Here is a 23,420-nt window from a genome sequence, read left to right as displayed (position 1 = left end):
CGCTAGCTAACGTTGCACGCGCCCTTCCGCGCCGGAGCATTTTCATGACCGATACCCCCTACGTACCGCCCAAAGTCTGGACCTGGGACAAGGAAAATGGCGGGCAGTTCGCCAACATCAACCGCCCGATCGCCGGGCCCACCCACGACAAGGAGCTGCCGGTCGGCCGCCACCCGCTCCAGCTTTACTCGCTGGCGACGCCGAACGGGGTGAAGGTCACGGTGATGCTGGAGGAGCTTCTGGCGCTCGGCCATAAGGGCGCCGAATACGACGCCTGGCTGATCAGGATCGGCAACGGCGACCAGTTCGGCAGCGGCTTCGTCGACATCAATCCGAACTCCAAGATCCCGGCGCTGATGGACCGCTCCGGGCCCGAGCCGATCCGCGTGTTCGAGTCCGGCTCGATCCTGTTCTACCTCGCCGAGAAGTTCGACGCCTTCCTGCCGAAGGACGTCAAGACCCGCACCGAGGCGATGTCGTGGCTGTTCTGGCAGATGGGCAGCGCGCCCTATCTCGGCGGCGGTTTCGGCCATTTCTACGCCTACGCGCCGACCAAGATCGAATACGCCATCGATCGCTTCGCGATGGAGACCAAGCGCCAGCTCGACGTGCTCGATCGGCGGCTCGCCGACAACGAGTATCTCGCGGGCAGCGAGTACACCATCGCCGACATGGCGGTGTGGCCCTGGTACGGTGCGCTCGCCAAGGGGCTGGTTTATGGTGCCGGCGAATTCCTCTCGGTGCAGGACTACAAGAACGTGCAGCGCTGGACCGACCGGATCGCCAAGCGCCCGGCCGTGAAGCGCGGCCGCATGGTCAACCGCGTCTCCGGCGATCCCGCCAGCCAGCTCCACGAACGCCACGATGCGAGCGACTTCGAGACCAAGACGCAGGACAAGCTCGTGCCGGTGACGTAAGGCGGTTCTCGCCTCTCCCCGCCTGCGGGGAGAGGCCGACGCGCTCTGGGCGATGCGAGGCATCGTCCTGAGCGCGGCGGGTGAGGGGGAGTCTCCGCGAGTCCATCTGTCACCGTCCTTGTGGAGAGTCCCCCTCGCCCTGACCCGCTCCCCGCAAGCGGGGAGAGGGGAAAGATAGAGCGGCGCCTCACGCCATGCTCAGCTCGTGGCGCCCCACCACCATCCAGTGCACCTCGTCCGGACCGTCGGCGAAGCGCAGGTGACGGACGTCCTGGTACATCTCGGCCAGCGGGGTCCAGTGCGAGATGCCGGTGGCGCCGTGCATCTGGATCGCCTGGTCGATGATCTTGCAGGCGCGCTCCGGCACCATGGCCTTGACCATGGAGACCCAGACGCGGGCCTCCTTGTTGCCGAGCACATCCATCGCCTTCGCCGCCTTCAGCACCATCAGCCGCATCGCCTCGATCTCGCAGCGCGCCTGCGCGATGATCTGCATGTTGCCGCCGAGATGGGCGATCTTCTTGCCGAAGGCCTCGCGGGTGAGGCCACGCTGCACCATGAGGTCGAGCGCCTTCTCGGCCTTGCCAATGGTGCGCATGCAATGGTGGATGCGCCCCGGTCCGAGGCGGAGCTGCGAGATCTCGAAGCCGCGGCCTTCGCCGAGCAGCATGTTCTCCTTGGGCACGCGGACGTTGTTGAAGCGCATATGCATGTGGCCGCGCGGGGCGTGGTCCTGGCCAAACACGTACATGGGGCCGAGCACCTCGACGCCGGGCGTGTCGCGCGGCACCAGGATCTGCGACTGCTGCTTGCTCGGCGCCGCATCCGGATTGGTCTTCACCATCACGATGAGGATCTTGCAGCGGGGATCGCCGAGACCTGAGATGTAGTACTTCTCGCCATTGATGACCCATTCGTCGCCGACGAGCTTGGCCGTCGTCGAGATGTTCTTGGCGTCGGAGGAGGCGACGTTCGGCTCGGTCATGACGTAGGCCGAGCGGATCTCGCCGTTGAGCAGAGGCTTCAGCCACTTCTCCTTCTGCTCCTTGGTGCCGACGCGCTCCAGCACCTCCATGTTGCCGGTGTCGGGCGCCGAGCAGTTCATGGTCTCCGAAGCCAGCGGGCTCTTGCCGAGCTCGGCCGCGATATAGGCGTAGTCGAGATTCTTCAGGCCCTGGCCGGTCTCGTCGTCGGGCAGGAAGAAGTTCCAGAGGCCTTCCTGCTTGGCCTTGTTCTTGGCCTTCTCCAGCACCTCGAGCTGCTTCGGCGTAAAGCTCCAGCGATCCTCCTTGCTCTCGCCGGCCTTGGCAAACTCGATCGACATCGGCTCGACGGTGTCGCGGATGAACTTCTTGACGTGATCATAGAGCGGCCGGACCTGGTCCGACATCCTGAGGTCATTGAGCTCGTCGCCGGGATTGAGAGTGTAGTTGGTGGTGCGGGGAATGTAGGTGTGTTTTGTCATTGTTCCTCCCGGATCGTTGAGACTGCTGAGCCGGAGAATAGTCGCAGCGCTGCCAAAGTGCGAGCGCGCATTTCTCACGCGCGCCATGCCATGCGATGGAATTTCGCGAGGGCGTTTGAAATGTTGTTTGAATGGTGCTGGGCGAGAGGCGGCAGGCGCGCGCCTCACTCTCCGCTGTCATCGTCCGGCGAAGACCGGGCGATCCAGTATTCCAGAGACCGCAGTGATTGAATCGAGAAGCCGCGGCGTACTGGATTCCCCGCTTTCGCGGGGAATGACAGCGGTGGATGTAGCTAGCTCACGCCGGCAGCCGATGCATCGCGCAGATCTTGTTGCCGTCGAGATCACGCAAATAGGCGAGGTAGAGCTTGCCGCCGGGGCCCTGGCGGATGCCAGGCGGATCCTCGATCGATTTTGCACCGGCGGCGACTCCGGCCGCGTGCCAAGCCTCGACCTGCTCCGGCGAATTGCAGGCAAAGCCGATCGTGCCGCCATTCGCGCAGGTTGCCGGTTCGCCGTTGATCGGCTTCGACACCGAGAACACGCCGGTCTTGGTGATGTAGAAGATGCGGTGGCCGTCGACCCTGGCCGGCCGTACCTCGAGCGTGCCGAGCAGCTTGTCGTAGAACGCCTTGGCCTTGTCCAAGTCGTTGGTGCCGATCATGACGTGCGAGAACATTTGCCCATTCCCTTCTGCGCTGACAAAACGAGAAGCCGTAGGGTGGGCAAAGCGCAGCGTGCCCACCACGACATTGGAAGATGCCTATGGTGGGCACGGCGCAAGAGCGCCTTTGCCCACCCTACAAAAAATCAGAACGCCGTATAGCCGCCGTCGATCACGAACGTATCGGCGGTGTGATACGACGACGCCTTGCTCATCAGATACACGGCAATGCCGCCGAAATCGGATGCTTCGCCGAAGCGCCGCACCGGAATGCGCGGCATCACATTGGCGACGAATTTGTCGTTCGCCATGATGCCGGCGGTCATGTCGCTCTTGATCCAGCCTGGCAGGATCGCGTTCGCGGTGACGCCGTAACGCGCCAGCTCAACGCCGAGCGCGCGCACCAGCGCGTTGATGGCGGCCTTGGTCGCCGCATAGTGCTCATTGCGCGCGGTGCCGAAGATCGAGGCGAGGCTCGAGGTGGCAACCAGCCGGCCGAAGGGATCGCCGGCATTGGCGCGCTCGGTCATGTGCTTTGCCGCGGCCTGGAACGCATGAAACACGCCGTCGAGATTGGTCGAAAACATCGTGCGCCATTCCTCCTCGGTGCGCTCGATGAAGGAGCGCCTTCCGCCGCCGCCGATGCCTGCATTGGCAAAGCAGCCGTCGACCCGGCCGAACGTGTCGAGCGTCGCCTTCATCGCGGCATTGACCGAGGCCCGATCGGTGACGTCGCAGATGCGGGTGTCAACCTTGCCGGCAAGGCCGGCCAGGCTCGCGGCAGCGCTTCTGTTCTTGTCAGGATTGCGGCCCCAGATCGAGACGTTGCAGCCCTGGCCGGCGAGCGCCTGCGCGATGCCGAGCCCGATGCCGCCATTGCCGCCGGTGATCACGGCGACGCGGCCGGTGAGGTCGAAAAGGTTCATGGCGCGTTTCCCATATTTGGCATGGCGCGCGTCAGCCGCTGCGCACAAGATTGCTTGCTATGTCCCGATCACCATGGACAAGGCCGCGACAAAAATCAAATATGCGCCCCGGAACAGGCAAATTCCGGTCTGCGAAACATCGCGGCCGCAACTGACGAGGAAACAATGCAGTTCAAGCACGTCACGCTCGATTTCGATGGTTCGGTCGCGATCCTCAAGCTCGACCATCAGGAGGTGATGAACGCGGTCTCGATGGACATGCTCGGCGGCCTTGCCGAGGCGCTCGACACGATCGAGGAGAAGAAGGACGAGGTGCGCTGCGTCGTGCTGACCGGCGTGGGCCGCGCCTTCTGCACCGGCGCGAATTTGCAGGGCCGCAACAACCAGTCGAGGAAGACCAAGGCCGGCCTGACGCTGGAGACCGGCTTTCACCCGTTCCTGCGCCGCATCCGCAATCTGCACTGCCCCATCATCACTGCGGTCAACGGCCCGGCCGCCGGCGCCGGCATGAGCTTCGCGCTGCTCGGTGACATGATCCTGTGCGCGCGCTCGTCCTATTTTCTGCAAGCCTTCCGCCGCATCGGCCTCGTGCCGGATTGCGGCTCGACCTGGCTGCTGCCGCGCCTGGTCGGCCGGGCGCGCTCGATCGAATTGTCGCTGATGGGCGAGCGGCTGCCGGCCGAGAAGGCGCTGGAATGGGGCCTCGTCAACCGCGTCTACGATGACGGCGTGCTGATGGAGGAAGCGATGAAGCTCGCGCGCGAACTCGCCAACGGCCCGACGGTCGCGCTGTCGCTGATCCGCAAGCTCTATTGGGACAGCCCTGAAAACTCGTTCGAGGATCAGCTCAATCTCGAATTCCAGTGCCAGCTCCGCGCCGGCGACACCCAGGATTTTCGCGAGGGCGTCGGCGCGTTCCTGGAGAAGCGGCCCGCGCAGTTCAAAGGCAAATGATCGAGGCGGAGCTTTCACGCAGCGTCCAGCGCTGGTGCCCGGGCGCGACCGGCGTCACCGGCGCGGCAAAGCTCTCGGGCGGCGCCAGCCAGGAAACCTGGCGCTTCGACATCGTGCATCCCGATGGGCCGATCGGCGCGATCCTGCGCCGTTCACCGAAGGGGTATGGCGCGGCGCCAACGCGTGCGGCAGGCCTTGGCGCTGAAGCGCAGCTGATGCAGCTCGCCTATGAGGCCGGCGTGCCGTCGCCGCGGGTGATGCATGTGCTCACGCCGGAGGACGATCTCGGCACCGGCTTCATCATGCAGCGGGTCGAGGGCGAGACCATCGCCCGCAAGATCCTTCGCGATGACGAGTTCGCAGCTGCACGGCCGCATCTCGCGCGGCAGATCGGCGGCGTGCTCGCCGGCCTGCACAAGCTGCCGCTGGACAAGCTGCCCGAGCTGCGTCGCATGACCGCAACAAAGGAAATCGGCGAGTTCGAGCGCGACTATCGCAGCCTGAACTGGCCAAAGCCCGTGTTCGAGCTGGCGCTGCGCTGGCTGCGCGATCACGATCCCGGCCCATCGGCCGTGGAGACGCTGGTGCATGGCGATTTCCGCAACGGCAATCTCATCATCGGCGCCGACGGTGTCCGTGCGGTCCTCGATTGGGAACTCGCCCATCTCGGCGATCCCATGGAGGATCTCGGCTGGGTCTGCGTCAACTCCTGGCGCTTCGGCGAGATCGACAAGCCGGTCGGCGGCTTTGGCTCGCGTGAGGAACTGTTCGCAGGTTATGAGGCCGCCGGCCGCAAGGTCGATCCGGCGCGCGTGAAATTCTGGGAAGTGATGGGGACGCTACGCTGGGGCATCATGTGCGGCGGCATGATGCAGCGGTTCCGCGAGGGGCCCGACCATTCCATGGAGCGCGCCATGATCGGCCGCCGTGCCTCCGAGACCGAGATCGATCTGTTGCGGCTGCTCGCGCCGCGCGGGAGTTGACCATGCAGGACGAACCCACACCGATCGAGCTGACCAAGTCAGTCGCAGATTTCTTGCGCAACGACATCACGCCGCTGATCTCCGGCCACCAGGCCTTCAAGCTGCGCGTCGCCATCAACATCCTCGACCTCGTCACGCGGCAGCTGACACGGGAGGAGGAGAGCGATGCAAGGGAGGTGGAGCGGCTGCGCGCGCTGCTGGGCGTGGACGGCTCCGTCGCCGAGCTCAATCAAGCGCTCGCCGATCGCATCGCCAAAGGCGAGGTCGATCTCGCAACGCCGGGCCTTGCCGAGCACCTCTGGGCGACCACGATGGACAAGCTCGCAGTGGATCAGCCGAATTACGCGTCCTACAAGCGAGAGCTGCCGCGAGGCGGGTAGGCGTAGCCACCTGCTCCGTCATTGCGAGGAGCTCGCGACAAAATTGCGGAGCAATTTTGCGCTGATGCGACGAAGCAATCCAGACTGCTTCCGCGGAAAGATTCTGGATTGCTTCGCGGAGCCTCTCATCGGGCGGCGCTTCCCGCGGCGCTGGCTCGCAATGACGAGTTTGTGGTACTCGTCATCCAAGCTCTCAGCTGTCATCGCCCGCGCAGGCGGGCGATCCAGTATTCGAGAGACGGCAGTGACATACGGAGAAGCCGCGGCGTACTGGATGCCCCGGTCAAGCCGGGGCATGACATCGGTGATGTTGGGGCGCGCGGAATGACGGCGCCGAGCGCGGTCACTTCCCCACCCATTTCGGCGGCCGCTTCTCCGAGAACGCCTTCGGGCCCTCGATGTAATCCTGCGACGCCGCCATCGCCTTCACCGCCGGGTATTCGCGCTGCTCCTCGATCGCCTGCTCCAGGGAGACGCCAAGCCCCTTCTGGATCGCCTGCTTCGAGGCTCGGATCGACATGGGCGAGTTCTTGGTGATCATCTCTGCCCAACGCAGCGCGGCGTTGAGCGCTTCGCCTTGCGGCACCACCTCGTTGACGAAGCCGAGGTCAAAGCCTTCCTTGGCACTGACGTGGCGTGCGGTGAGGATCATGCCCATGGCGCGCTTGAGCCCGATCTGCCGCGGCAGCCGGTGCAGGCCGCCGGCGAGTGCGGCTAGGCCGACGCGCGGCTCGGGCAGAGCGAAGGTCGCGTTCTCCGAGGCGATAATGAGGTCGCAGGCCAGCGCGATCTCGAAGCCGCCGCCCATCGCCACACCATTCACCGCAGCAATGATCGGCTTGTCGCAGTCGAACCGCGAGGTCAGGCCGGCAAAGCCGCCCTTGTCCCAGCCGCGCTTGCCGCCCGCCGCCTGCCACTTCAGATCGTTGCCGGCGCAAAACGCTTTGTCGCCGCTACCCGTGACGATCGCGATCCATTGCTCGGGATCGGCGGAGAAGTCGTCGAACACCTTGTTGAGCTCGAAATGCGCATCGGTGTGCAGCGCGTTGTAGACCTCGGGGCGCGACAGCGTGACGATCGTGATCGGGCCCTTGCGTTCCACCTTCGAAAATTTCAGCTCCATGATCGCTCCCGCATTTTCTCGTGAAGGAATATTGCCGTCATACTAGCGCGCGGGTGCGTCTGAACACCATCGAATTGCGCAAGCGCGCCTTGCGCGCCTCACACGTCTCGGCTTGCTTGACTTGGATGCGCTCTTCTCCGCTTAATCATGCGAAGCAAGAATGCGCGTAGCGCCTTAACGCAAAACGGAAAAATCATTCCGGGAGAGAGCCCTTGGATTTCTCATTGCCTGCCGATCTCGTCGCCTATCTCGGAGAGCTCGACCGTTTCATCGAACGCGAGATCAAGCCGCTGGAAGAAGCCGACGACAACATCCGCTTCTTCGATCACCGCCGCGAATGGGCGCGCACCGATTTCGAGAATGGCGGCCTGCCACGCCACGAATGGGAGGTGTTGCTGCGCAAGGCCAAGGACCTTGCGGACGCCGCCGGCCATCTGCGTTTTCCAGTGCCGAAGCAATATGGCGGCAAGGACGGCTCCAATCTCTGGATGGCCGTGATCCGCGAGCACTTTGCCGCAAAGGGTCTCGGCCTGCACAACGACCTCCAGAACGAGCACTCCATCGTCGGCAATTTCCCCGTCGTTACCATGCTCGACCGCTACGGCCGCGACGACCAGAAGGCGATGATCGACGGCTCGATCAAAGGCAAGTACCGCATCACCTTTGGCTTGACCGAGCCGCATCACGGCTCGGACGCGACCCACATGGAGACGCGTGCGGTGCCGGCGACCCGCGATAACGTCAAGGGCTGGATCATCAACGGCGAGAAGATGTGGACGACCGGCATGCATGTCGCCACGCATTGCGCGCTGTTTGCGCGCACGAGCGGCAATGATGGCGATGCGCGCGGCATCACCTGCTTCCTGGTGCCGGCGAAGAGCCACGGCGTCAAGGTCGAAGAATACATGTGGACCTTCAACATGCCGACCGACCATCCCCGCGTCAGCTTTACCGACGTGTTCGTGCCGGAGGATGCGCTGTTCGGCGAGGTCGGCCGCGGCCTGTCCTTGGCGCAGTGCTTCGTGCACCAGAACCGTATCCGGCAGGCCGCGAGCTCGCTGGGAGCTGCGGTCTACTGCATCAACGAGAGCGTGAAGTACGCGCGCGAGCGAAGGCCGTTCGGGAAGGCACTTGCCGAGAACCAGGCGATCCAGTTCCCGCTGGTCGAGCTGGCCACGCAGGCCGAGATGCTGCGTCTTCTGATCCGCAAGACCGCCTGGGAGATGGACCAGCTCACCGAGGAGCAGATCGAGCGCACGCTCTCCGACCGCGTCTCGATGTGCAACTACTGGGCAAACCGCCTCTGCTGCGAATCCGCTGACCGCGCCATGCAGGTCCACGGCGGCATGGGCTACTCACGCCACAAGCCGTTCGAGCACATCTACCGCCACCACCGGCGTTATAGGATCACCGAGGGCAGCGAGGAGATCCAGATGCGGAAAGTGGCGGGGTTCTTGTTCGGCTATATGGGGCCGGGGAAACATTAGCCGTCATTGCGAGCGGAGCGAAGCAATCCAGAGATTTTCCGCAGAGACAGTCTGGATTGCTGCGAGCGAAGCGAAGCAATCCAGGAATGTCGCCGTGGCGGGATGCTGGATTGTTCATCGCTTCGGTTTCGCAATGACGATCAATTCACCCTTCGGTCCTTCCCCGCCCAATACGGCTCGCGCAATTGCCGCCGCAAGATCTTGCCTGATGGATTGCGCGGCAGCGCCGGCAGGAACTCCACGCTCTTCGGCGTCTTGTAGCCGGCGATGCGCTCGCGGGTGAAGTTGATGATGTCGGTGGCATTCGCCTGCTTGCCCGGCTTCATCACCACGACGGCCTTCACCGCCTCGCCCCATTTGTCGTCGGGCACGCCGATCACGGCGGCCTCGGCGACATCGGGATGATCGCACAACGCACTCTCGACCTCGGCGGGGTAGATGTTCTCGCCGCCGGAGATGATCATGTCCTTGATGCGGTCGTGGATGTAGAGATAGCCGTCCTCGTCCATGTAGCCGGCATCGCCGGTGCGCAGCCAGCCGTCCGAGCGCAGCGTCGCGGCGGTCGCCTCGGGCAGGTTCCAATAGCCGGCCATGTTCGAGCCGGAGCGCGTCGCGATCTCGCCGACCTCACGCGGCGGCAGTGGCTTGCCGTCCACGTCCAGGATCGCGATCTCGACGCCCGGCAGTGCCTTGCCGGCCGAACGCATCCGCTCCAGACCCTCGACGTGGTCTTCCGGCGGCAGGGCGACGATCGTGCCCGTGGTCTCGGTCATGCCGTATAGCTGCACGAAGCCGCACTTGAAAACCTCGATGCACTCCTTCAGCAGCGCCGCTGGTATCGGCGAGGCGCCATAGAGCATGTATTTCAGGCGCGAGAAATCGACCGTCCTGGCGCGTGGCTGCCGCACCACGAACTGCATCGCCGCCGGCACCATGAACAGCTTTGTGATCCCCGACTGCTCGAGGAAATCCAGCACTTTTGTCGGATCGAACTCGCGCGCGATCACGCCGCGGGCGCCGTGATAGAGCCCCATCACGCCCCAGCCCGAACCGCCGATGTGGAAGACCGGCATCGCCACCAGCGAGACATCGTCGGTTGACCATCGGTTCCACTCCGGCTTGTCTTCGGCATTGCCTGACTGCACCAGGTTGAGGAAGTTTGCGTGCGACAGCATCGCGCCCTTCGGCTTGCCCGTCGTGCCCGACGTGTAGAGCTGGATCGCGATGTCGCGGGTAGCGATCGGCACCTTCGGGTCCTCACCGCTCTGCGCATCGCGCCAGGCCGCAAAATCCGGCCATTCCGGCGCGCCGCCCTCGGTGGTGATGATTGTCCGTACGCTCGGTAGCTTGTCCTTGATCTGGCGGACGAGCGTGATGAACTCCGGCCCGACGAACAGCACCGGCGCCTTGCAGTCCTCCACGATGAATGCGACCTCGGGTCCCGCGAGCCGCCAATTCACCGGCGCCATCACCACGCCGGCCTTCATCGCGCCCATCAACAGCTCGAAATAGAAGTCGCTGTTCTTGCCGAGATAGGCGATGCGGTCGCCTTTCTTCACGCCCATGGCAATCAGTGCGTTGGCGACTTGGTTCGTCTTGATATCGAAGTCTGCAAAGCTGGTGAGGCGGCCCTCGAACTCGTAGGCGATGGCGTCGCCGCGGCTTCTCGCGCGCTCGCGCACCATGTCGGCGAGATTGGCCAATGGCTGTGTGGTCATGTTTCTCCCGTCGCGTCTTGTTTTTATGCGGGGAAGTGTGGCGTCATCCGCAGGTGAAGACAAGGTGGGGGAGGGAGAGTGCGCAACTCTCTCAACGCCGTCGTCCCGGCGACGGTCGGGACCCATAACCACTGAACGCAATTTGACGAAGACTGGTCGTGACCAATCTTCGCCAAACAAAATTCAGTGCGTATGGGTCCCGGCCTTCGCCGGGACGACCATCGAAAATTCTCGTTGTCCTGGACAAGCGCAGCGAAGCGGAGCGCCGATTCAGGACCCATTGCCACCGAGTGCAATTTGGTGGCTATGGGTCCCGGCCTTCGCCGGGACGACCATAACTACCCCCGCTTTGCCCGGTCCTTCTCGTTCTGCGCCATGATGCTCTCGCGCGCGGCTTTCCAGTCGTCGTCGCTCCAGTCGCGGAGCTGATAGAAATTGCCGCCCATCGCGAGCGCCTGCGCGCCATCCATGGCGATGGTCTCGCCGTTGATCCAGTCGCAGCCGCCGGAGATCAGGAACACTGCGAGGTTCTGCAGTTCCTCCATGGTGCCGACGCGGCCCATCGGGTTCATCGCCTTGGTGCGTGCGCCGGCTCATCACCGGGCTTGATCCGCTTGCTCATGCCTTCGGTCGGGATTTCGCCCGGCGCGATGGTGTTGAGGCGGATGCCGTAGCGGCCCCATTCGGTGGCGAGCGACATCGTCATGGCGTGGATTGCCGACTTGCTCATCGCCGATGGCACCACGTAAGGAGAGCCGTTGCGCACCCAGGTCACGGTGATCGAGACGACGTTGCCGGGCTGCTTCAAGGCGATCCAGCGCTTGCCGATCGCATGGGTGACGTAGAACGTGCCGTGCATGACGATGTTGGCGACCGCATCGAAGCCGCGCGGCGACAGTTCCTCGCTGCGCGAGATGAAATTGCCGGCGGCATTGTTGATGAGGTCGGTGAGGGGACCGTCGCGAAAGATGGTCTCGATCATCTCCTCGACCGCGAGCGCGTTGCGGATATCGACGCCGTGGCTGGTGACGCGGCCGCCATAGAGATCCATCAATTCGGTCGCGGTCTCGTCGCAGACGATCTTGCGCCGGCCGCAGATGTGCACCTCGGCGCCGAGCTGGAGGAACCGCGCCGCCATCGACTTGCCGAGCCCAGTGCCGCCGCCGGTGACGAGAATGCGCCGTCCGGCCAGAAGATTTTCCTTGAACATGGCTGTTTCTCCCGTACGGATTGTCAGTTAATTGGTCGATTGACTAAATCTGGCCGCCGGCTTCCTGTAAAGCGGCACTGAACAAGAACAGGGGAGAATTCATCCATGGAAGAGCGCGTCTCGATCTCGATCTCGGAAGGCGTTGCCGACGTCCGGCTGGTGCGCGCGGACAAGATGAATGCGCTGGATCAGGCCATGTTCGAGGCCCTTGTCGCCGCAACCGAGCGTCTCTCGAAGGACAAGAGTGTGCGCGTCGTCGTGCTCTCAGGTGAAGGCCGCGCCTTCTGCGCCGGGCTCGACATGGGGCGTTTCGCTGCCATGAAGGAAAAAGGTGGCAACGGAATTCCGGGTGGCGAAAATCGTGATCTCACCAAGCGCACCCATGGCCAGGCGAACTTCCCGCAACAGGCGGTGTGGGGCTGGCGCCAGCTTCCGGTGCCGGTGATCGCGGCCGTGCACGGTGTCGCTTTCGGCGGCGGCTTCCAGCTCGCACTCGGCGCCGACATGCGCTTCCTCGCGGCGGATGCGCGGATGTCGGTGATGGAGATCAAATGGGGCCTCGTCCCTGATATGGCGGGCACGCCGATCCTGGCCTCGCTCGTGCGCGACGATATCTTGCGCGATCTCACCTATACCGGCCGCATCTTCTCCGCGCAGGAGGCGATGACCTACGGTCTCGCTACGCGCATCTGCGACGACCCGCGCGCTAGCGCCCTCGAAGTCGCGCGCGAGATCGCCGGCAAGAGTCCCGATGCGATCCGCGCCGCCAAGCGTTTGCTCAACAATCTCTCGGTCGATCCGGGCCCCGCGCTGCTCGCCGAATCCGTCGAGCAGCAGAAGCTGATCGGCAGCGCCAACCAGACCGAGGCGGTCCGCGCCAATCTGGAGAAGCGCGCGCCGAAATTTGCGGATTAGCAACTTGTCATTCCGGAATGCGCCGTAGACGCAGGCCCGGAATCCATCGAGCCGCATTTTTTGAGGTGAAATGGATTCCAGGCTCGACGCTTCGCATCGCCCCGGAGCGACGGGCTGGTGGTCTCCACATTTCTTAACCCGACGAAAGATCGGAAAACAAAAATGAGCGAAACGTCCCACTTCCTCGGCATCGTCTCCGGCGAGCGCCGCCGTGCCCACGCCGAAATCGCAAGCCGCGCCGACCGCATCGCCTCCGGCCTCGCCAGGCTCGGCGTCAAGCCAGGCGATTGCGTCTGCATGCTGATGCGCAACGACATCGCCTTCCTGGAGGCCGCCTACGCCGCGATGCGGCTGGGCGCCTATGGAGTGCCGATCAACTGGCATTTCAAGCCGGAGGAGATCAACTACATCCTCGGAGATACCGGCACGTCCGTGCTGATCGGACATGCCGACATGCTGCACCCCTTGCGCGATGCGATCCCCAAAGGCGTCACCGTGCTCAGCGTGCCGACCCCGCCGGAGATCCTCTCCAACTACAGGATTGGTCCTGATCATCTGGCGACGCCGGACTTTGCGATCGATTTCGAGTCCTGGCTCACGCAGTACCAGCCTTATGACGGGCCGGTCGTGCCGCAGCCGATGAACATGATCTACACCTCGGGCACCACAGGTCATCCCAAGGGCGTACGCCGCAATGCGCCGATGCCGGAGCAGCAGGCCGCCGGCGAACGCATGCGCGCGATGATCTACGGGCTCAAGCCCGGCGCCCGCGCGCTGCTGCCGGGCCCGCTCTATCATTCCGCGCCGAATTCTTTCGGCATCCGTGCCGGCAAGCTCGGCGGCGCGCTGGTGCTGATGCCGCGTTTCGAGGCGGAGGAGTTTTTGCAGCTGATCGAGCGCTACAAGGTCGACACCATCTTCATGGTGCCGACCATGTTCATCCGCCTGATGAAGCTGCCGGAGCAGGTGCGCAAGACGTACGACGTCTCTTCGCTGCGCCACGTCATCCACGCCGCCGCGCCATGTCCGGCCGACGTCAAGCGCGCCATGATCGAATGGTGGGGGCCGGTGATCTATGAATTCTACGGCTCGACCGAATCCGGCGCCGTCACCTTCGCGACCTCCGAGGACGCGCTGAAGACGCCCGGCACGGTCGGCAAGATCTCGCCCGGCGCCGAGCTGCGCTTCCTCAGCGAGGACGGCCGCGTGCTCGGCGTCGGCGAGATCGGCGAGATCTATTCCCGCATGCCTGACATGGCCGATTTCACCTATCACAACAAGCCGGAGAAGCGCGCCGAGATCGATCGCGACGGCTTCATTACCTCCGGCGATGTCGGCTATATCGACGAGGACGGCTACGTCTTCATCTGCGACCGCAAGCGCGACATGGTGATCTCGGGCGGCGTCAACATCTATCCGGCCGAGATCGAATCCGTGCTGCATGCCGTGCCCGGCGTGCACGATTGCGCGGTGTTCGGCATCCCCGATGCCGAATTTGGCGAAGCGCTGATGGCGGTGATCGAGCCGCAATCCGGCGTCGCGCTCGATGCCGCCGATGTCCGCGCGCGGCTGAAGACGTCACTCGCCGATTACAAGGTGCCGAAGCACATCGAGATCCGCTCGGGATTGCCGCGCGAAGACTCCGGCAAGATATTCAAACGCCGCCTGCGCGATCCCTATTGGGAGCAGCTGGGACGGAAGATCTAGCCGCAGTTCGTAGCCCGGATGGAGCGAAGCGTAATCCGGGACCGTCGCAGCTTGTGGCACGACCCCGGATTGCGCTGCGCTCCATCCGGGCTACGTCCGTCTTAGCGGCGACAGATTTCGAGCCTATATAGACGTGGTCATCCACTTCCGGATCATCCCATGGCCCCCGTTTCCATCCTGCTCAACCTGCTCTGGATCCTCATCGGCGGCGCCTGGATGGCGTTCGGCTGGCTGGTCGCTGCGATTATCATGGCCATCACCATCATCGGCCTGCCCTGGGCGCGGGCAGCGTTCAACATCGCGGTCTACACGCTGCTGCCGTTCGGCTCGCGGGCGGTCAGCCGCTACGAGGTCACGGGTGTCGAGGATATCGGTACCGGCCCGCTCGGGGTGATCGGTAACATCATCTGGTTCGTGCTGGCCGGCTGGTGGCTGGCGCTCGGCCACCTGGTGACCGCGCTGGTGCTCGCGGTCACCATCATCGGCATCCCCTTCGCCTGGGCCCATCTCAAGCTTGCGGGCATCGCGCTCTGGCCGATCGGAAAGGTGATCGTGCCGGCTTAGGCGTAGATGTAGGATGAGTGGAGCGCCAGCGAAACCCATCGATTCGTCCGCTGCTTACGAAAGTCTAAGGACGCAATGCGTTTGATTTTGCACTTGGTCGTCGGATTGATCTGCGCGCTGGCCGTGATTGCAATAGGTGTTGTTAGTCACGGAGCTGCAGAGCCCGTTTTCGCAGTCGTCTGGATGCCAGCAACCTGGCTGGTTCGTCTGTCGAACGTGCTATGTCCACCGATAGGCGTGAGATGCGTTCTGGGGTCGGTCAGCCAAGGCGCACATCACCTTTGGTTCGGGCTCTGCCTCCTTGGCTTCTGGTGGATCGTAATGTCATTCGCGATCTGGCCACTCTTCCGCCTACGTCGATCGTCTTCGGAACCTTAGTTCGTAGAGCCTGTGAGCCAATTCGTTTGTTTCGGCATGGACCTCAAGGGGCGTTAGCGTCCCTTGAGGTCGAAGCCGGCGGCGTCAGGCCGTCGGTATGCTGCTGCGGTCTATGCCTTTACGAGACGGTGTCCCTGCAGGATGTTGTTGGTGAGGGCGTACCAGAGCACAACGGCACGGACCTTCGCGATACCGCGCACGGTTAATTGCCTGAGGTCCCAGTTCCGCCATCGGGCATGGATGCATTCGCAGATTGTGCGGGCTTGGTACTGTGCCTTGCCGGCTTCGCTGGCCATGCGAGCACGCCAGGCCGCTACGCCAGGACCGTCGTTGCTCCGGGGTAAAAAGGGATCGACACCGCTCCTGGATTTGGGAGGAGGACAGTAAACCTCGATACCTTCGCCATGCGCCCATTCGATGTCCTCGCCACTGCAAAACCCGCCATCGGCGAGGTAGCGGCGTGGCAAGCGCTTCAGCCGAGCGCGCGTTCGCTCCAGCATCGGTCGCATCAAGCCGCGATCTGAGCCGCTGTTGTCGACATCGATCGCGACCACGATCAGTTCGCCGGCCGCGCTAGCCACCTGCACATTGTAGGCTGGACGGAAGCCGGCATCCGCCATCTTCATCACCCGTGCCTGCGGGTCGGTGGTAGAGGCCCGTGGCTCTTTTGGCTTTTTGCCGTTGCCGCCCTTGTCATCGAGCTGTTTTCGCTTGCGCTTGATCTCAGCCAGCGCCGCTTGCGCGGCCTGCACCCGCTCGCTGCGTTCCCGCGCCGCGCGCTCCTTAGCGGCCCGGATACGCCGATTGCTGGCTTCCGGATCCGCATCGACCTCGCGCTTGAGCTCTTCCACCACGGCCCCGGCCTGTGCCATCTGCCGATCCAGCGTCGCCTCCCGCCGGAACGATCCGGTTCCCGCACTCGCCCGTATCCGCACCCCGTCCTGGGTCAGCTTCTCCAGATCAACCAACCCTGCCTCGTTCAGGGCCACCAGATGTTCGACCAGCAAACGGTCGAGCAAGTCGGCACAGCCGACCCGGAAGTCCGATAGCGTATGATGGTTCAAAGACACGCCGCCGCAGAGCCAGCGGTAGACGTCGTGACTGTCGCAGAGCCGGTCCAGCGCCCGCGCGCTGCCAACGCCATCGCTCGTGGCGTACAGCCAAAGCGCCAGCAGCAACCGTGGCGATGGCGCCGGATAACCCGGCCTGTTCTCCCGCGCCTTGACGCGATCTTCCAGCTCGCTCAAGTCGAGCCCTTCGACATAAGCCCAGATCACCCGCACCGGATGATCCTGCCCGATCAGGCTATCGATATCGACCGCTCGCAATTCGACCTGATCGCGCACAGGCTCGCGCAGCCGAGGTGCGCCCCGCGGCACCACTTCGGTGCATGGCGCCGACTGTTCCGGCAATTCGCCAAAAAGTCAGTCGTCAGCCATCATTCTCTCCAGCAAATCAATCTGCTTAGAGAATCATATCCGCCTGACGCTCGATACGGAAAAGAGTCACAGCCTCGTAGGATGGGTAGAGCGTAAGCGAAACCCATCAATCCGCCAGGCGATGACGAAGCGATGATGGGTTTCGTAAGGGCTCAACCCATCCTCCGTGCTAGATTTGCTCAGGTTGAGTTCTTCGCATTCGGACCCGTAGCCGACATCACTTCTCCGGCCCCCGGCGAGCCGCATTGAACTCGCCAGCTTCGCTCGCCATGTGTGGGAGACAGCTTGGAGCAGACAATGAAGAAGCTTTTCACCTGTGTGGCGATCCTGGGCTGCCTGGTCGCCTTCCACTCCGTCGCGCAAGCCCGCTCTGCATTCGACGGCTCCTGGGGCCTCGTTTTCGTGACGCAAAGAGGACCTTGCGATGCGACCTATAATTTCACGGTCAACATCACCAACGGAATAGTGACACATCCGAATTTAGTCAGGTTCAGAGGCTATGTGGCGCGTTCCGGCGCAGTTCGGGCGTCGGTGACAGTTCAGGATAAATTCGCCTCCGGCTCAGGGAGGCTCTCCAGCAATTTTGGCCGCGGGACGTGGAGCGGCCATTCAGGAAACGCGCGCTGTTCGGGCTACTGGATCGCACAGCGCAATTGAGGGCGCTGAGCCAAGGCCGGAGGTCGCCCGCAGGGCGCAGAGCTCGCAGGATGGGTAGAAGCGAAACCCATCAATTCCCGCCTTTGACGCAGCATGATGGGTTTCGCAAGGGCTCAACCCATCCTACGTGCTGCGTTTGAGGCCGTGGGCTCCCGCCTGCGCAGCGCCCGCTCATGAAAAGCGAAGTGGATCACCCCTGTTCCGAAGGCAGACTAAACAGAAACACGGCCCCGCGTGGTTCATTCGCACGGGTCCAAAGTCGTCCTCCGTGCGCCTCGATGATCGTTTGGCAGATCGACAACCCCATGCCGGTCCCGTCCGGCTTGGTGGTGTAGAAGGGCTCGAACAGGCGGTCAACCATTGCCACGTCAAATCCGGGACCGTTATCCCGCACGGCGACAACTACTAGACTTGAGGCATCTACAGCCGTGCTGATCCGCAGCTTCCGTCTCCCGACGTCGAGGCAGTTCATTGCCTCGATCGCGTTGAGGATCAAATTGAGAACAACCTGTTGCAGCTGGACGCGATATCCGTTCACGAGCGGCAAGCCCGGGGCGAGGTCAGTCTGGATCAAGACATCATGTTTGAGCAGTTCGCTCCGGGCTATGGTGATCACGTCCAGGATTGCACCATTGATGTCGACGCTCTCCTTCGGCGCCGGAGTTTTCTTGATCAGGGAACGGATCCAACCGATGATCTCGCCGCCTCGCTTGGCTTCTGCGACAATGGATGCGAGCGCCTGCCGTGCCTTTTCGAGATTCGGAGATTGAGTTCCTAGCCAGTTCAGTGCGGCTTCTGCGTTGCAGAGCATCGCAGTGATTGGTTGGCTTAATTCGTGTGTCACCGAAGCCGTGACCTGGCCCATTGCCGCCGCGCGATTGGCGCGTGTTAGTTCAGCCTGCATCTCGCGGAACGTCTCGGCGGTTCGCTTCCGTTCGGTGATGTCGCGGCTCAGACAAATGATCCGTGACTGGCCGCCTTCGCAGAATTCCCGCATACGCACTTCGACGGGAAACACAGTGCCGTCCTTTCGGCAATAGCGACTCTCGAGCGTAGCGATGCCGCCGGCCTTGAGGCGCTCGCGGTTGATCCGCCAGGTCGCTTCATCCATCTCCAGATCGAACAAGGACGCAGTTGCCCCGACCAGTTCGCTCCGGCTGTAGCCGAGGCTTTCGCAGGCATTTCGATTCACATCGAGAACGCGACCGTCTTCACTGTGGAGCATGAACGTATCGGTCGCGTGGTCCACGAAGGTACGGAAACGGGCCTCGCTCTCGATCAGCGCCTGTTCGGCGCGCTTGCGCTCCGTGATGTGGCGCCCCACACCGCGGTAGCCCATGAACTGCCCCATCTCGTCAAAGATGGGCAGCCCAGAGACGGAAACATAGCGCTTGCCGCCGTCGGGCGTCGGCCGCGCGAGCTCGAAATCACGAAACGGGAGGCGGGCATCGAGTATCTCCCGGTGCTTGCGCCAGCCCTCTGCACCAGGCTCCAGATAAGGGACCTCCCATCGTGTCCTGCCGATCTCGGAGACCGGCGGTTCGGGAAGTGTCTCAGCGAACTCCTGGCGGATGAAGCGATGCTGCGCGTCAGTTTCCCAGTACACATCAAAGGAGAATTGCACCAAAGTGCGAAAGCGCTCCTCGCTCTCGCGCAGTGCCTCCTCGGGGCGCTTGCGCCCATTCGAATCGAGCGCGACCGACGGCACTTGAATCGGATGTTGCATAATCACCTCTTGCTCACGAGCGATGAATCAACCGACGCATCTCTCGTACCGGCTTGCGGGGCTGTTTCTCGCCCCCGGAGTGGCAAATAGCGCCGGCGATCGCTAACGATGCACGGCGGGTCGAACCTGGCCTCGCAGCGGCCAATGATCGATCAGGAATGTGCCTTGTGACGACTATACTCACGTATACAAGGCTTCTCTGAGCCATATTGCTTTGACGCCCCCAACCCGAAAACAACGCGAGCTGAACTCCGGTTCCATCAACGCATGCGTGTGGGGCGGAGCCTGTTTCTTGTGCCGCTGGCATCGACCAATGTCCGCCGCCAGTGGCCGACCGAGTAAGGTCGCCTGTTGGCACTCACGCGAAGACCTTAGGGACCTCAGCTGATTGGGGGTGAATCAGACCTCATTCGTGGGCACTTGAGCCGGCGCTATTTTACCCGGAGCGGACCGTACCACGGGTGGTCGCCGCTCCGCCGTGTGCTATGAACACTCATGAGCCGCGAGACCACTTTGCGACAGCGCCTTTCATTTGGCCCGCCCGACTTGACCGCTGACTTGTATCTTTACCCGACCAGTGCGGGTGGAAGGAGGCAGCTCGGCCGCCCTTCGCTCCCAATCCCTCGCGCTGCCCGATGGGCAAAACACGCCACATGCAGGTCAAGGGACCGGGCCACAAAATATTCTGATTGACCGAATTCACGCTTTCGGTTAAACCGCAAGGCATCCCGGCTCGTCAAAGGGACGTTTCGCGATCGTCACGATACGTAGGCCGGGATGCGATGGACGCGGTAGCGCCGGCGCGTGACGAGGTGGCAGGGCGGGCTACGCCTGTGAGCCATCGCGATCCGCGCGATCGACACGGCGTGGTCACAGCGTTTCCTTTCGGCTTCGGGGGCGAGCACGCGCGAGCTTCCGAATGTTTGGGAGGGACGTCCGCGGCGGCAAAAGCGTGTGGTCCTGACGCCCGGGGTCTGTGCGTCAAGGCTTGCGGTGGTGAAGCGGCCCGACCGGGTGCGCGCATCGATCATCCGCAAGGCGACGGGGGCAATAGTGCATCGCTCCCCGGGGAGAGCGCGCCATAAGCCGTAAAACCGTTGCGCAGGGAAGGCCGGGATGTCCCGGCGTCACCTGTGGTCACCCCGCGTGCGTTTCTCGCGTGCGGACCCTGGGTGCCAGCCGGCGCCCGGCCTTCCCTGCGCCCTTTCTTCTCGATGAGGGCGAAACGGACAGCAAAGCTCGGGCGCCTGCGCCGCGAGACCGAGGACGTGTGTACGCTGTTCTGCCGCGCCGCCACCAAGTTCATCTTGCACTGCGGCAGAAAAATATCGCACACTCCTCCGGACCGAGGAGCCAGGGAGCTCTTAAAGGGGAGCGAGCCATGTCCCTCCAGACCATATCATCCGACGCCACTGAGCATCGTCCCAACCGCCCGGAGGACGTCCAGGCGATGGAAGCGGATGCGCGCCTGCGCGATGACATCCGCCTGCTCGGGCGCATCCTGGGCGATACCGTGCGCGACCAGGAGGGCGCCGACGTGTTCGATCTGGTCGAGCGCATCCGCCAGACCTCGATCCGCTTCCATCGCGACGAGGACCGGCTCGCCCGCCGCGAACTCGAGCAGATCCTCGATGGCATGTCGACCTCCGAGACGGTGCGGATCGTCCGCGCCTTCAGCTATTTCTCCCATCTCGCCAACATCGCCGAGGACCAGAACAACATCCGCCAGATGCGTGCCCGCGGCGCGGGCAAGAACGGCGGCTCTGGCGTGCTGGCGGAAACGCTCGCCCACGCCAAGGCGGCAGGCATCGGCCCCGACGCGCTGCGCACTTTCTTCAAGTCCGCGCTGGTCAGCCCGGTGCTGACCGCGCACCCGACCGAGGTCCGCCGCAAGAGCACCATGGACCGCGAGATGGAGATTGCAGCCCTGCTCGACCGCCGCGAGCGCGTTGCGCTGACCGCGGAGGAGGCAGCCGCAAGCGACGAGCAACTCCGCCGCGAGGTGCTGACGCTGTGGCAGACCAATCTCCTGCGTCGGACCAAGCTCACCGTGCTCGACGAGGTCTCCAACGGCCTGTCGTTCTACGACTACACCTTCCTGCGCGAGGTGCCGCGCCTGGTCAACGCGTTGGAAGACCGGCTGGAGGAGGGCGGCGAGCAGGCGGCAAGCGAGCTCGCCTCGTTCCTGCGCATGGGCAGCTGGATCGGCGGCGATCGCGACGGCAATCCCTTCGTCACCGCCGACGTGATGCGCGGCACGCTGCGGCTGCAGTCGAGCCGCGTGATGCAGTTCTATCTCAACGAGCTGCACGTGCTCGGCTCCGAACTTTCCATCGCAGCCCATCTCGCCGACGTCTCCGAAGAGCTGCGCACACTCGCGGAACGCTCGCCGGACACCTCGCCGCACCGAAGCGGCGAGCCTTATCGCCTCGCAGTTTCGGGCATCTATGCGCGCCTCACCGCGACCGCCGAAAAGCTCGAGGTCGAGATCACGCGGCGACCGGTCGGCAAGGGCAAGCCTTACGAGAGCGTCAAGGAGCTGCAAGCCGATCTCGACGTGCTGCACCGCTCGCTGATTTCCAACAATGCCCGCGTCATCGCCCGCGGCCGGCTGCGGCGCTTGCGGCGCGCGGTGGACTGCTTTGGCTTCCATCTGGCGCGGCTCGACATCCGTCAGAACTCGGCCGTGCATGAGCGCACCATTGCCGAGCTGATGGACGCTGCCAACCCTGGCATGTCCTATCTCGCGCTCGGCGAGGACGCCCGCATTTCGCTGCTCACCAACGAATTGCGCTCGACGCGCGCGCTGGTCTCGCCCTTCGTCAAGTACAGCGACGAGACCATGGGCGAGCTCAACGTGTTCCATGCCGCCGCGGAAGCGCATGCGAAGTTCGGTTCGGACGCCATCCCCCAATGCATCATCTCGATGTGCAAGGGTATGTCCGACATGCTCGAGGTCGCGGTGCTCTTGAAGGAGGTGGGCCTCGTCCATCCCTCCGGGCGCAGCGCCATCAACATCGTGCCGCTGTTCGAGACCATCGAGGATTTGCAGGCTTCCGCCGGCATCATGGACCGCATGCTGTCGCTGCACGATTACCGCCGTCTCGTCGACAGCCGCGGCAGCGTGCAGGAGGTCATGCTCGGCTACTCCGACTCGAACAAGGACGGCGGCTTCGTCACTTCGGGCTGGGAGCTCTACAAGGCCGAGATCGGCCTCGTCGAGGTATTCGAGCGCCATCATGTGCGGCTGCGTCTCTTCCATGGCCGCGGCGGCTCGGTCGGTCGCGGCGGTGGGCCGAGCTATGACGCCATCATCGCGCAGCCCGGCGGCGCCGTGAACGGCCAGATCCGCATCACCGAGCAGGGCGAAATCATCTCGTCGAAATATTCCAACGCCGAAGTCGGCCGCAACAATCTGGAGATCCTGGCCGCCGCGACGCTCGAAGCGAGCTTATTGCATCCGCGCCAGAGCGCTCCGCGCCGCGAATACCTGACTGCGATGGATGAATTGTCGAACCTCGCTTTCAAGGCCTATCGCGGCCTCGTTTACGAGACCGAGGGCTTTGTCGACTATTTCTGGGCCTCGACCGTGATCAACGAGATCGCCACGTTGAACATCGGCAGTCGCCCGGCCTCGCGCAAGAAGACCCGCGCGATCGAGGATTTGCGCGCGATCCCCTGGGTGTTCTCCTGGGCGCAATGCCGCCTGATGCTGCCGGGCTGGTACGGCTTTGGCAGCGCGGTCGAGCAGTGGATCGCTGATCATCCCGACCAGGGCATGCCGTTCCTGAAAGAGCTCTACAGGGAATGGCCGTTCTTCCGCATGCTGCTCTCGAACATGGACATGGTGCTGGCGAAAAGCTCGATCGCCATCGCCTCGCGCTATGCCGAACTCGTGCCGGACGAAGCCCTGCGCGAGAAGATCTTCGGTCGTATCCGCCGCGAATGGCATTCCTGCATCGAGACGCTGCTCGACATCATGGGCCAGGATCGGTTGCTTCAGAGCAACCCGCTGCTGGAGCGCTCCGTGCGCCACCGCTTCCCCTATCTCGATCCGCTCAACCATGTGCAGGTCGAGCTGTTGAAGGAGCACCGCGCGCAGAACCCGGATGAGCAGGTGCTGCGTGGGATCCAGCTCACGATCAACGGCATCTCGGCGGGGCTGAGGAATACGGGATAGGGTCGACGCAGGTGCCACACCCTCGCT

17 protein-coding genes and 1 pseudogene are annotated in these 23,420 nt (G+C 63.5%); 10 read left to right on the top strand and 8 right to left on the bottom strand.

Going from position 1 to position 23,420, the window contains the following annotated elements; genetic code table 11:
• Positions 1-44 precede the first annotated feature (44 nt).
• Complete coding sequence (gene yghU / locus ACNJX8_RS28480) at positions 45-917, top strand: glutathione-dependent disulfide-bond oxidoreductase (RefSeq protein ID WP_439357522.1); 873 nt, start codon at positions 45-47, stop codon at positions 915-917.
• A gap of 187 nt (positions 918-1,104) precedes the next feature.
• On the opposite strand, the gene ACNJX8_RS28475 is transcribed toward yghU, so the two are convergent.
• The 3 genes from ACNJX8_RS28475 to ACNJX8_RS28465 form a co-directional block, all read right to left on the bottom strand.
• The gene (locus ACNJX8_RS28475) at positions 1,105-2,382 is read right to left on the bottom strand and encodes an acyl-CoA dehydrogenase family protein (protein WP_176945975.1); all 1,278 of its coding nucleotides are present in this window, start codon (positions 2,380-2,382) and stop codon (positions 1,105-1,107) included.
• A gap of 298 nt (positions 2,383-2,680) precedes the next feature.
• Entirely contained in the window at positions 2,681-3,061 is a 381-nt protein-coding gene (locus tag ACNJX8_RS28470; protein WP_128935056.1) for a VOC family protein, read from the bottom strand.
• 131 nt (positions 3,062-3,192) lie between these two features.
• Positions 3,193-3,972: an SDR family NAD(P)-dependent oxidoreductase gene (locus ACNJX8_RS28465; protein ID WP_439357521.1), complete on the bottom strand. Its 780-nt coding sequence runs from the start codon at positions 3,970-3,972 to the stop codon at positions 3,193-3,195.
• A 165-nt stretch (positions 3,973-4,137) separates the two neighbouring features.
• On the opposite strand from ACNJX8_RS28465, the gene ACNJX8_RS28460 reads away from it, so the two are divergent.
• Genes ACNJX8_RS28460 through ACNJX8_RS28450 form a run of 3 tightly spaced genes read left to right on the top strand, consistent with a single transcriptional unit; the run spans position 4,138 to position 6,289 of the window.
• Positions 4,138-4,926 carry an enoyl-CoA hydratase/isomerase gene (locus tag ACNJX8_RS28460; RefSeq protein ID WP_439357520.1) on the top strand — a complete coding sequence of 263 codons (789 nt, stop codon included), beginning with the start codon at positions 4,138-4,140 and terminating at the stop codon, positions 4,924-4,926.
• Positions 4,923-5,909, top strand: a complete 987-nt coding sequence (locus tag ACNJX8_RS28455) for a phosphotransferase family protein (protein WP_439357519.1) — start codon at positions 4,923-4,925, stop codon at positions 5,907-5,909. Before ACNJX8_RS28460 ends, ACNJX8_RS28455 begins: the two co-directional genes overlap by 4 nt.
• Before the next feature lie 2 nt (positions 5,910-5,911).
• Positions 5,912-6,289: a DUF6285 domain-containing protein gene (locus tag ACNJX8_RS28450; RefSeq protein WP_249760513.1), complete on the top strand. Its 378-nt coding sequence runs from the start codon at positions 5,912-5,914 to the stop codon at positions 6,287-6,289.
• Between the two features lie 343 nt (positions 6,290-6,632).
• Here the strand turns inward: ACNJX8_RS28450 and ACNJX8_RS28445 are convergent, their stop codons facing one another.
• A complete protein-coding gene (locus tag ACNJX8_RS28445; RefSeq protein WP_439357518.1) occupies positions 6,633-7,412 on the bottom strand; it encodes an enoyl-CoA hydratase-related protein in 780 nt (259 codons plus the stop codon).
• A gap of 212 nt (positions 7,413-7,624) precedes the next feature.
• Between ACNJX8_RS28445 and ACNJX8_RS28440 the strand changes: the two genes are divergently transcribed.
• Positions 7,625-8,899: an acyl-CoA dehydrogenase family protein gene (locus ACNJX8_RS28440; protein ID WP_439357517.1), complete on the top strand. Its 1,275-nt coding sequence runs from the start codon at positions 7,625-7,627 to the stop codon at positions 8,897-8,899.
• 140 nt (positions 8,900-9,039) lie between these two features.
• On the opposite strand, the gene ACNJX8_RS28435 is transcribed toward ACNJX8_RS28440, so the two are convergent.
• Positions 9,040-10,617 carry a fatty acid--CoA ligase gene (locus ACNJX8_RS28435; protein WP_439357516.1) on the bottom strand — a complete coding sequence of 526 codons (1,578 nt, stop codon included), beginning with the start codon at positions 10,615-10,617 and terminating at the stop codon, positions 9,040-9,042.
• Positions 10,618-10,955: 338 nt separating this feature from the next.
• Positions 10,956-11,827: pseudogene (locus tag ACNJX8_RS28430) on the bottom strand (SDR family oxidoreductase).
• A gap of 105 nt (positions 11,828-11,932) precedes the next feature.
• On the opposite strand from ACNJX8_RS28430, the gene ACNJX8_RS28425 reads away from it, so the two are divergent.
• From ACNJX8_RS28425 to ACNJX8_RS28415, 3 genes are all read left to right on the top strand, one after another.
• On the top strand, positions 11,933-12,742 hold the full coding sequence (locus ACNJX8_RS28425; protein WP_249760517.1) for a crotonase/enoyl-CoA hydratase family protein: 810 nt from the start codon (positions 11,933-11,935) through the stop codon (positions 12,740-12,742).
• Positions 12,743-12,904: 162 nt separating this feature from the next.
• Positions 12,905-14,449, top strand: coding sequence for an acyl-CoA synthetase (locus ACNJX8_RS28420; RefSeq protein ID WP_439357515.1), 1,545 nt, complete (start codon positions 12,905-12,907; stop codon positions 14,447-14,449).
• A gap of 159 nt (positions 14,450-14,608) precedes the next feature.
• The gene (locus ACNJX8_RS28415; protein ID WP_439357514.1) at positions 14,609-15,013 is read left to right on the top strand and encodes a YccF domain-containing protein; all 405 of its coding nucleotides are present in this window, start codon (positions 14,609-14,611) and stop codon (positions 15,011-15,013) included.
• 488 nt (positions 15,014-15,501) lie between these two features.
• On the opposite strand, the gene ACNJX8_RS28410 is transcribed toward ACNJX8_RS28415, so the two are convergent.
• A complete protein-coding gene (locus ACNJX8_RS28410) occupies positions 15,502-16,803 on the bottom strand; it encodes an IS1182 family transposase (RefSeq protein ID WP_439357513.1) in 1,302 nt (433 codons plus the stop codon).
• 324 nt (positions 16,804-17,127) lie between these two features.
• On the opposite strand from ACNJX8_RS28410, the gene ACNJX8_RS28405 reads away from it, so the two are divergent.
• Complete coding sequence (locus tag ACNJX8_RS28405; protein WP_439357512.1) at positions 17,128-17,487, top strand: hypothetical protein; 360 nt, start codon at positions 17,128-17,130, stop codon at positions 17,485-17,487.
• A gap of 190 nt (positions 17,488-17,677) precedes the next feature.
• Here the strand turns inward: ACNJX8_RS28405 and ACNJX8_RS28400 are convergent, their stop codons facing one another.
• Complete coding sequence (locus tag ACNJX8_RS28400) at positions 17,678-19,213, bottom strand: PAS domain-containing sensor histidine kinase (protein WP_439357511.1); 1,536 nt, start codon at positions 19,211-19,213, stop codon at positions 17,678-17,680.
• A gap of 1,381 nt (positions 19,214-20,594) precedes the next feature.
• Between ACNJX8_RS28400 and ppc the strand changes: the two genes are divergently transcribed.
• Positions 20,595-23,393 (top strand): phosphoenolpyruvate carboxylase, encoded by a 2,799-nt coding sequence (gene ppc, locus ACNJX8_RS28395; protein ID WP_439357509.1) that lies wholly within the window; start codon positions 20,595-20,597, stop codon positions 23,391-23,393.
• The last annotated feature ends 27 nt before the right edge of the window (positions 23,394-23,420 follow it).

Source organism: Bradyrhizobium sp. SPXBL-04, assembly GCF_051853035.1.
In the GTDB taxonomy this organism is placed as follows: domain Bacteria; phylum Pseudomonadota; class Alphaproteobacteria; order Rhizobiales; family Xanthobacteraceae; genus Bradyrhizobium; species Bradyrhizobium zhanjiangense.
Note: the sequence above shows the minus strand (reverse complement) of the source record. Positions and strands in the feature narration are given on the sequence as shown.